This window comes from Mycobacterium attenuatum, from assembly GCF_900566085.1.
Taxonomy (GTDB): domain Bacteria; phylum Actinomycetota; class Actinomycetes; order Mycobacteriales; family Mycobacteriaceae; genus Mycobacterium; species Mycobacterium attenuatum.
On the sequence record NZ_UPHT01000146.1, the window covers coordinates 23,120 to 29,998 of the forward strand.

The following is a 6,879-nucleotide window of genomic DNA, read 5'->3' on the forward strand; positions in this document are numbered from 1 at the left end:
TCAGCTGGTGCAGCGCCGGGTCCGGCGTAGCGTGCCGTAGCGGAATACGCTACGATTCGCTACGTGGCGAAGACCATCCCCCAGCGCGACCTCCGCAACAACAACGCGAAGGTGATCGATGAGGTGGCCGCGGGTGAGACGTTCGTGGTGACGCGCAACGGCGAACCGGTGGCCGAACTTCGCCCGCTGCGGGCCGTTCGCCGCAGATTCATCACTCGCGACGAAGTCGCTGCACTGGCCAGCACAGCGGTGCGCATTGATCATCGTCAGTTCCGCGCCGACCTCGACCGGTTGATCGACCAGAGTGTGTGAAATGACCTCCGGCCTGTTGGACACGTCGGTCGTCATTGACTGGCACGACCCGGCGATCGTTGCCGCACTGCCCGGCGAGATGGCGATTTCGGCCATTACGGTTGCCGAGTTGGCCGCCGGTCCGCTGCTGGCCACGACGCCGATCGAGGCGGCCAGACGCCAGGCCCGATTGCAGGAGGTCGAATCGCGGCTGGAGCCCCTTCCGTTCGACGGGGCCGCCGTGCGCAGCTACGGGCTCATCGTTGCAGCCGTGGTGCACGAACAGCGAAAACCACGAAGCCGGTTCGCCGACCTGCTCATCGCCGCGACGGCGCACGCCAATGGCTTAGATCTCTACAGTCGAAACGCCGAGGACTTCGCGGGGCTGGAGCAGCTGATCCGCGTCGTGGCGGTGTAACCACCGATGCAGTAAATTGGGCCGCCCTGTGCGGGCGGTGATTTGGCGGCTCGACGACCAGGACGCGAGCGCGCCCGAACCGGGATGGTCTTGCGTGTGGCCCCACAAGCGTCGTCTTCCATCGTGCACCAGGACGCGCCGAACATCGTGGGAAGGGTTCAGCTAGGTTTAGTCAGTTAAGACGTCCCTCCGCCCTCGTAGCTCAGGGGATAGAGCACGGCTCTCCTAAAGCCGGTGTCGCAGGTTCGAATCCTGCCGGGGGCACCATTTGACCAGCGCAGATGTGTTTCCGCACAAGGTTCGCGCAACAAGGGTTGGCGGCTGGCTCTGATATCGAATGGAGCCCAACCATGACGACCACCACAACACCCGACGTCCCTTTGCCACCCGGCGCCGTGTACGCCGACTTATGGGAAGATGCCGCCACTGACCGGCCCTGGCGGGTCGTCAACTCCGCGACCCGCGGCGTCGAAGGTAAATCCGATATTCAGGTGTGGGTGGCCGCCGTCCAATACGCCGACGGCAGCCTTGACCAGAACGACGCGATCGACCGCGCATCGGTGTGGATTGACGCCTGCCAGGAGGCTCTAAGCGCCCGGCAAGCCCGCGAGCTGGCCGACGCGCTGCTGGCCGCCGCCGACGAGCTGGACGGGTGGGCCAAGCGATGAAACGGCGCGTGCGGGCACTGTGCTGCGCCCGCGGGCAGCTGCGCACCGTGAGTTCGACGTTTAGCCGCCAGGACGGCAATCACACCAGAGAGCTTGAACGCGACAGCGCTTGGCGATTCACCGACACGCTGAAATGCGACCATTGCGGTGCTCTGACGCGGCATGCCCGACTACGTGACGGTGATCCCCACTCGGATTTCGCCGAGCAGCGGATGTACGGAGTCGCCGCCGACGGGTGGGCCGGAAGATGAGTGCCACCAAGGTCCGCGCCGTCACGGTCGGCAACCGCTTCGGGATTTGCGGTGCCCTTCGGATGGGCAAAGAGATCATCTGGACCGGCCCACTGCGCCCGTGCGGTCACGATGACCGTGCACTGGCGGATGCCCACGCAGAAGCGGCCCGACGCGGATGGGCGGTGACCCGATGACCGGCACAACCGATGCGGATATCAACCACCTGCGGCGAGAACTTCTCTACCGGCTAGACCGTCAGCCGTTCGATAGCTGCTCGCCCGAACTGTTACGTGCTCTGATTGCCGCGTTCGACCTCGCCAACCCTCTCGACGCGCGAGCAGCTGCACCGCCCCATACGGGCGGCCCACGCCTGCACCTGGTCCGGCAAGCAGCCGTGAACCAGGCGATGAACGTCGATATCACCCACCTACAGCGCGAGCTGACCTGGCGGTTCCAGGCTCACCCCGTATGGACCTGGCCGCCGGAAATGCTGCTGGCGATGCTCGGCCTATTCGACGTCTACCTGACGACACCCACGTCACCACCCCCAACCTATGCGGGTAAGCCAGACCTTCAAGTGGTCCGGTGAACAACCGCTGGCAAACGAGGGGAACCTTCACGCTGAAGGCCTCCTTCGAACTCGCGGCAAGTCCTGGGGCAACCACGGTGCCTACGACCGTGGTTGCCCCAGGCTCAAGACGATGGGGTGCGCCAAACGCGCCGCAAGCGGGTCCTCCGTCACGGTGATCGTGACGGACCTACGGAGCCTAAGGCTTGCGGCCCCGTGGTGCCCCAAGCCGTTCGCATGACACGAACAGGTTTTGGATGGGGTAGGTCTGATCTACCCCCAGCGGCGTGCCAGCAGCCGCAGTGCGGCAACAACTTCGCCACCTGCGCTACCCAGAGGGCGTCGCAGGTCGCGGATTCTCGTGCAGCGACACCGCGCCCGTGACAACGGGTTCGGCGAGATCTGGCTTGAAGTCCAGGACGATACCGGCCTGACGAAGTAGGTCCTTCCAGTTATTACGGAATTCCGTAATACCGTCATCGCCGAGCACGCTCCCCCGGCGCCAGCGTCCGTTCTCCCGCCGCCCATCCGCCTCCAACACCAACGCTGTGGCCATAGCCCGCTGACCGGTGTGAGATACCGGTCGACCTCCCGTCGAGGGCGTTCGACAGGTCATGACCGGGCCGAGACTCGCCCCCGTGGTGAACGTGACTTGTGACTTGCGGGCTGGACATTTATCCAAAGTCGAATTGAAGGTTCAGCCACACGCGCTATGGTGCCGATCATGGCCGAACTGGACTACGCGTTCATCGCGGAGTACGCCAAGGTCGAAGCCGGGAAGTTAACGGCGGTCGGCGCAAGCTATATCGACATCCGCCCCCTCACGCTCCCCGCACAGCACATCGTGTATATAGCCGGGCGCATCCGCGCCCCCGAGGATGCCGAATCAATTGCGCTGAAGATTCGCATCAATCCACCGGGCAACATGAACATCGTTCTTGACGGGACGATAACAATCGGGGCCGAGGAGCCACGCTACGACGGGAAGGTTGCTGTCATGTTTGCGGCATCAGCCGTAATCCCGCTGGTCAGCGCGGGGCTCTGCGAGATTTTCGTGGACGTCGACGAGGTTGAGCAGCGCAGGTTAGCCTTCGCCATCATCACCCCGCAGTGATGCCCGGCTTACCATCGATCAACCTGATCATTGTCGGCCACCCGCAGCGCCGGATGGCCGAACGTGGAATCACGGAAGATGACATCAAACGCGCCATCCGGAGTTGCTTCGCCGACTATCCGGCCAATGATGGCGCGTGGTGTCACGAAGGCTACGGGATGGACGGAAGAAGCGTGCTCAAAGTATGGACGATGCCGCCGCCGTCCCATGAAGGCCGTATCGTGGTGAAGTCGGCAGCATGGAAGGGGAAACGATGATCACTCTCAGCGTTGACACCTCTGTTGGGGCGGCGTACATCCAACTGACTAATGAGCCGGTCGCTGAGACGATCGAAGAGACGCCGGATATTCAGGTCGACGTTGACGCGACCGGCGTCGTCGTGGGTATCGAAGTGCTCAACCTGGCAGCAGACCTACCCATTGAATCCCTATCGGAGAAGTATCGTTTCGCCGATATCAACGATGCCTTGGCCCTTCCCCAGGTCAAGCCAGCGATCCACGCATCCATGTATTCAACTGGTCCGGGCCGGGGGTTCATGCAAACGATCCAACCCCCCATCGCCGTCTAACAACGGCGGCGATCTGGTCCGCAGCGCCCAACCTGGTCTTGAACGCAGGGGCGACGTTTTTTGGGACACCCGGAAGGTTCGACGGGGCGAGTTCCACCTTCCGAAGGGTCCGCGATTTTCGATCAGCGAAGCCTTTCAGTTCCTGTGTCACCCGGCTTGAGTACCTGATAGCTGAACTCCCACCGCGTCGTGTACTCATTGGGATGAAGGACATCGTCGAGTTTGAGGTCAAAGACCTCTTCGTCACCGGCAACCGCCGCCCACGCTTTCTTCACCGCAGACTGGTGGACGGCGTTCGGGTTGGCATCTGGCGTGGTGCGAATGGTGAAGCGCCGGACCTCTGGCTCCGTGTTCGTCATGAAGTCTTATGCAACCACCAGAAGGGGGGCAAAATGAGGCTGTTGTGACGTTGTCGCGGGTTGGCTGACCTAAAAGGTTTTAGGGTGCCCGCTAAGTCTTGAACCCCTGAAACAGTCCAAACGTAAGCAAAGAAGGCCATTCTGCCGAAATCTGTTCACTCCCAACGTTTTTCAGCGGATACATGCGACTAGTGGAGGGGGTATATAAACCCAAAACACGGCCCTTTTTTTATTTTTGCAGGTAGATAGATCGAGGGCGAGCGCTCGTCTCCGCTTAGCAGTTTGCTAAAAAAATCATCATCGCAGGTCAGAGCGTTTTCGGACGTTAGCCACATTTCCCCAGGTCACGATAGGGGTGGGGGGTAAACCGCCTACCCAGTGGGGTATATCCGCATACCCCATGGTCGCACTCGCCACATTTGCGCAGGTCGCGATAGTGGATATCCAAGGGTGATGCCGGGCGCAGGGCCGTCCGCTGCCCGGCCGCCTTGGTCCAGTGTGCCAGGCCGCCAGGGAAGGGGTGCAGCGATGCGACGATCCCTTGCAGTCCGCGTTCGCGGTGAGCTTGACGCCCGACACCACAGCCGTTGGGCCGGTCGCGCGGGGAGCGCCGTGTCAGACTCCCCGCGCGACCGGCTGCTCATCCGCCGATCCATCCGTCGGGGACCTGGTGCCAACCTGTTGGCAGTTCGCCATCGAGAGGGTCCCACCGCTGCACAACCCGATGCTTGTCAACGCATGTCAGGAAGGCCGGCAAGTCGGGGGCGGCACGCAGCGGGTCGGCGGCGGCGCGCAGGTGGGCACCGAGTTCGAGCATGGCCGCCCACCTGCCCTTGCCGTAAAGGCGTTGGGCTTCGCCGGGCACCACGAACGCGTTGACCAGCTTGCGCAGGTGTGCCCGGCGCGGATCGACACACAAGGCGAACTGCAGACGGTCGGTAGCCCACTTCGCCGCGTTCGGGTCCGCGCCGCACAACCGGGCAGCGGCGGCCAGGGCAATGGCCTTGAAGTCCAACTCGCTTTCGTCAGCGCCGTTGAACGACTTCACCGCGGCGTCGAATGCCTTGGCGGCGGCGGCGTATGCCCTTTCCGCTGGCCATAAGCGGTTCAGCTCGTGGTACACCCGAACGGCCAACTGCTGACATAACTCGGCGTCGGCGGCCCCGGAGCCGGCCAGCTCGGCCAGCGCGGCGGCCCGCAGGGTGGCAATATCTCCTGCGCCGCTGGCCACGTGGCGTAGCACCGCATCGACATGCGGTGTCGCCAGGTCGATGAACTCGGCCCAGCGCTGGCGCACAGCCAGCCATTCCGTGGGTGGGGTGTACCCGGCGGCTTCGACGGCGCCGGCATCGGCCAGGTGGGCGGGCAGCGGATCGCGGATCCGGACCTCCAGGCCGTGGTGCCCGATCCAGCCGGGGATTTTGCTCATTCGCGTTGCTGCCCTTCCATGTGTTCTCGGACCGCAGTCTCGGGGATGAGCCACCGGCCACCCTCGCGCCTGCCGTCGAGCTGGCCGGCCCTACGTCGGGCGTGTCTCTCAGTCCATCCCGTTCGATCTGCGACTTCTCGTGTGCTAAGCCAAGTCTCATTGACAGACTGCGCAGCGGCGTCCGACTGCGGACCCGCGGACATGGCCTGAGCTAGAGCGACTTCCAGCGCCGACCACTCGGCCGGCACGGGCAGGTGCTCGCGGCGGCGCCGGCCGATGATGTGCTGGATCGCCAACAGGGCGTGACGCAGGTAGTCGCCGTGCAGGACAACCACACCGCCGACGACGACCGGGGCGGGCCGCTTGTCGGCGGTCATTCGACCGACTCCGCCCAGTGCAGAAAGTTCTCCCGGTTCCACTCGCCGCCCTCGCGTTCGACGGCGGACCGGACCTTGGCGAGCCACTGGTTATGCGCTTCGAGAACGTCAATCTCCAACCGCTGCCAGGCGAACAGCTCCAGTGCGGTTCCCAGGTCGGGTGCCACCCGCAGGCGCAGGTACCTCCACGCGATCTCGTTGAGCTTCGCCCGCAACTCCTCGGGCAGGTCGGCCCAGTAGTCGGCGGTCACCGGTCCACCACCTTTACTGGGCTGTCGGGCTTGTGCGCCCTTGCGTAGCGACGTGGCAGCCGCCGGCGGCTTACGGGCATCCAATGACGGCCGTCGCAGACCGGGCAGACGACATCGACCAGTCGCCGGCCGTCGGCGAGGGTGCGGCGCTGGCGTGACGACAGCGCGCTTCACAGCGGCCACCCTTGTGCGCGTAGCCGCACCAGCTCGGCGTGACAGTCGTTGCAGCGCGGTCGGCCCGCGGAGTGGGGCTGCTGGCCACAGTCGGTGCACACGCCGCGGCGGTAGCGCTCGGCACGTCGTTCCCGGTCGGCCTGCGCGTGATCCGGGTGGCGTTGCGGGGCCGCGCAGTGCTTGCAGCGCCGGTTGCCCGGCTCGGGCGGGTGGTGGCGGCAGTCGGGGCACCGGCGTGGAAGGTAGGGGGCGGTCATCGGGTGCCGCCGGTGTTTGCTGCAGCTTTGGCTGTGCAGCGTGAGCACACGCCGCGGGCGCGGGCTGAGCGCATGTGCTCAGGGATCGGGGCACCGCAGTCACGGCAATGTGGACTGTGGCCGTTAATGGCTATGCCGTTTATATGCGCTACATCCGCAACATCCGCAACAG

13 protein-coding genes and 1 tRNA gene are annotated in these 6,879 nt (G+C 64.4%); 10 read left to right on the top strand and 4 right to left on the bottom strand.

Going from position 1 to position 6,879, the window contains the following annotated elements:
* Nucleotides 1-63 precede the first annotated feature (63 nt).
* The 10 genes from EET13_RS23085 to EET13_RS23135 all read left to right on the top strand — a co-directional run bounded on the left by EET13_RS23085 (nt 64) and on the right by EET13_RS23135 (nt 3,860).
* Nucleotides 64-312 (top strand): type II toxin-antitoxin system Phd/YefM family antitoxin, encoded by a 249-nt coding sequence (locus EET13_RS23085; protein WP_122444445.1) that lies wholly within the window; start codon nt 64-66, stop codon nt 310-312.
* A 1-nt stretch (nt 313) separates the two neighbouring features.
* On the top strand, nt 314-709 hold the full coding sequence (locus EET13_RS23090; protein WP_122444446.1) for a type II toxin-antitoxin system VapC family toxin: 396 nt from the start codon (nt 314-316) through the stop codon (nt 707-709).
* A 191-nt stretch (nt 710-900) separates the two neighbouring features.
* Nucleotides 901-976, top strand: a tRNA-Arg gene (locus tag EET13_RS23095).
* Between the two features lie 83 nt (nt 977-1,059).
* Nucleotides 1,060-1,377, top strand: a complete 318-nt coding sequence (locus EET13_RS23100; RefSeq protein ID WP_122444447.1) for a hypothetical protein — start codon at nt 1,060-1,062, stop codon at nt 1,375-1,377.
* Nucleotides 1,374-1,628 (top strand): hypothetical protein, encoded by a 255-nt coding sequence (locus EET13_RS23105; RefSeq protein ID WP_122444448.1) that lies wholly within the window; start codon nt 1,374-1,376, stop codon nt 1,626-1,628. The genes EET13_RS23100 and EET13_RS23105 overlap by 4 nt, the downstream gene beginning before the upstream one ends.
* A complete protein-coding gene (locus EET13_RS23110; protein WP_122444449.1) occupies nt 1,625-1,804 on the top strand; it encodes a hypothetical protein in 180 nt (59 codons plus the stop codon). Before EET13_RS23105 ends, EET13_RS23110 begins: the two co-directional genes overlap by 4 nt.
* Nucleotides 1,801-2,199, top strand: coding sequence for a hypothetical protein (locus EET13_RS23115; protein WP_122444450.1), 399 nt, complete (start codon nt 1,801-1,803; stop codon nt 2,197-2,199). The genes EET13_RS23110 and EET13_RS23115 overlap by 4 nt, the downstream gene beginning before the upstream one ends.
* Before the next feature lie 703 nt (nt 2,200-2,902).
* On the top strand, nt 2,903-3,292 hold the full coding sequence (locus EET13_RS23125; protein ID WP_136623233.1) for a DUF6941 family protein: 390 nt from the start codon (nt 2,903-2,905) through the stop codon (nt 3,290-3,292).
* On the top strand, nt 3,292-3,549 hold the full coding sequence (locus EET13_RS23130; RefSeq protein WP_122444453.1) for a DUF4258 domain-containing protein: 258 nt from the start codon (nt 3,292-3,294) through the stop codon (nt 3,547-3,549). Before EET13_RS23125 ends, EET13_RS23130 begins: the two co-directional genes overlap by 1 nt.
* On the top strand, nt 3,546-3,860 hold the full coding sequence (locus EET13_RS23135; protein WP_168991321.1) for a DUF2283 domain-containing protein: 315 nt from the start codon (nt 3,546-3,548) through the stop codon (nt 3,858-3,860). Before EET13_RS23130 ends, EET13_RS23135 begins: the two co-directional genes overlap by 4 nt.
* Nucleotides 3,861-3,982: 122 nt before the next feature.
* On the opposite strand, the gene EET13_RS23140 is transcribed toward EET13_RS23135, so the two are convergent.
* From EET13_RS23140 to EET13_RS23155, 4 genes are all read right to left on the bottom strand, one after another.
* Entirely contained in the window at nt 3,983-4,219 is a 237-nt protein-coding gene (locus EET13_RS23140) for a hypothetical protein (RefSeq protein ID WP_122444455.1), read from the bottom strand.
* A gap of 640 nt (nt 4,220-4,859) precedes the next feature.
* Nucleotides 4,860-5,648 carry a hypothetical protein gene (locus EET13_RS23145; protein WP_023372724.1) on the bottom strand — a complete coding sequence of 263 codons (789 nt, stop codon included), beginning with the start codon at nt 5,646-5,648 and terminating at the stop codon, nt 4,860-4,862.
* Nucleotides 5,645-6,025 carry a helix-turn-helix domain-containing protein gene (locus EET13_RS23150; RefSeq protein WP_122444456.1) on the bottom strand — a complete coding sequence of 127 codons (381 nt, stop codon included), beginning with the start codon at nt 6,023-6,025 and terminating at the stop codon, nt 5,645-5,647. The genes EET13_RS23145 and EET13_RS23150 overlap by 4 nt, the downstream gene beginning before the upstream one ends.
* Nucleotides 6,022-6,276: a hypothetical protein gene (locus EET13_RS23155; protein WP_122444457.1), complete on the bottom strand. Its 255-nt coding sequence runs from the start codon at nt 6,274-6,276 to the stop codon at nt 6,022-6,024. The genes EET13_RS23150 and EET13_RS23155 overlap by 4 nt, the downstream gene beginning before the upstream one ends.
* Nucleotides 6,277-6,879 lie beyond the last annotated feature (603 nt).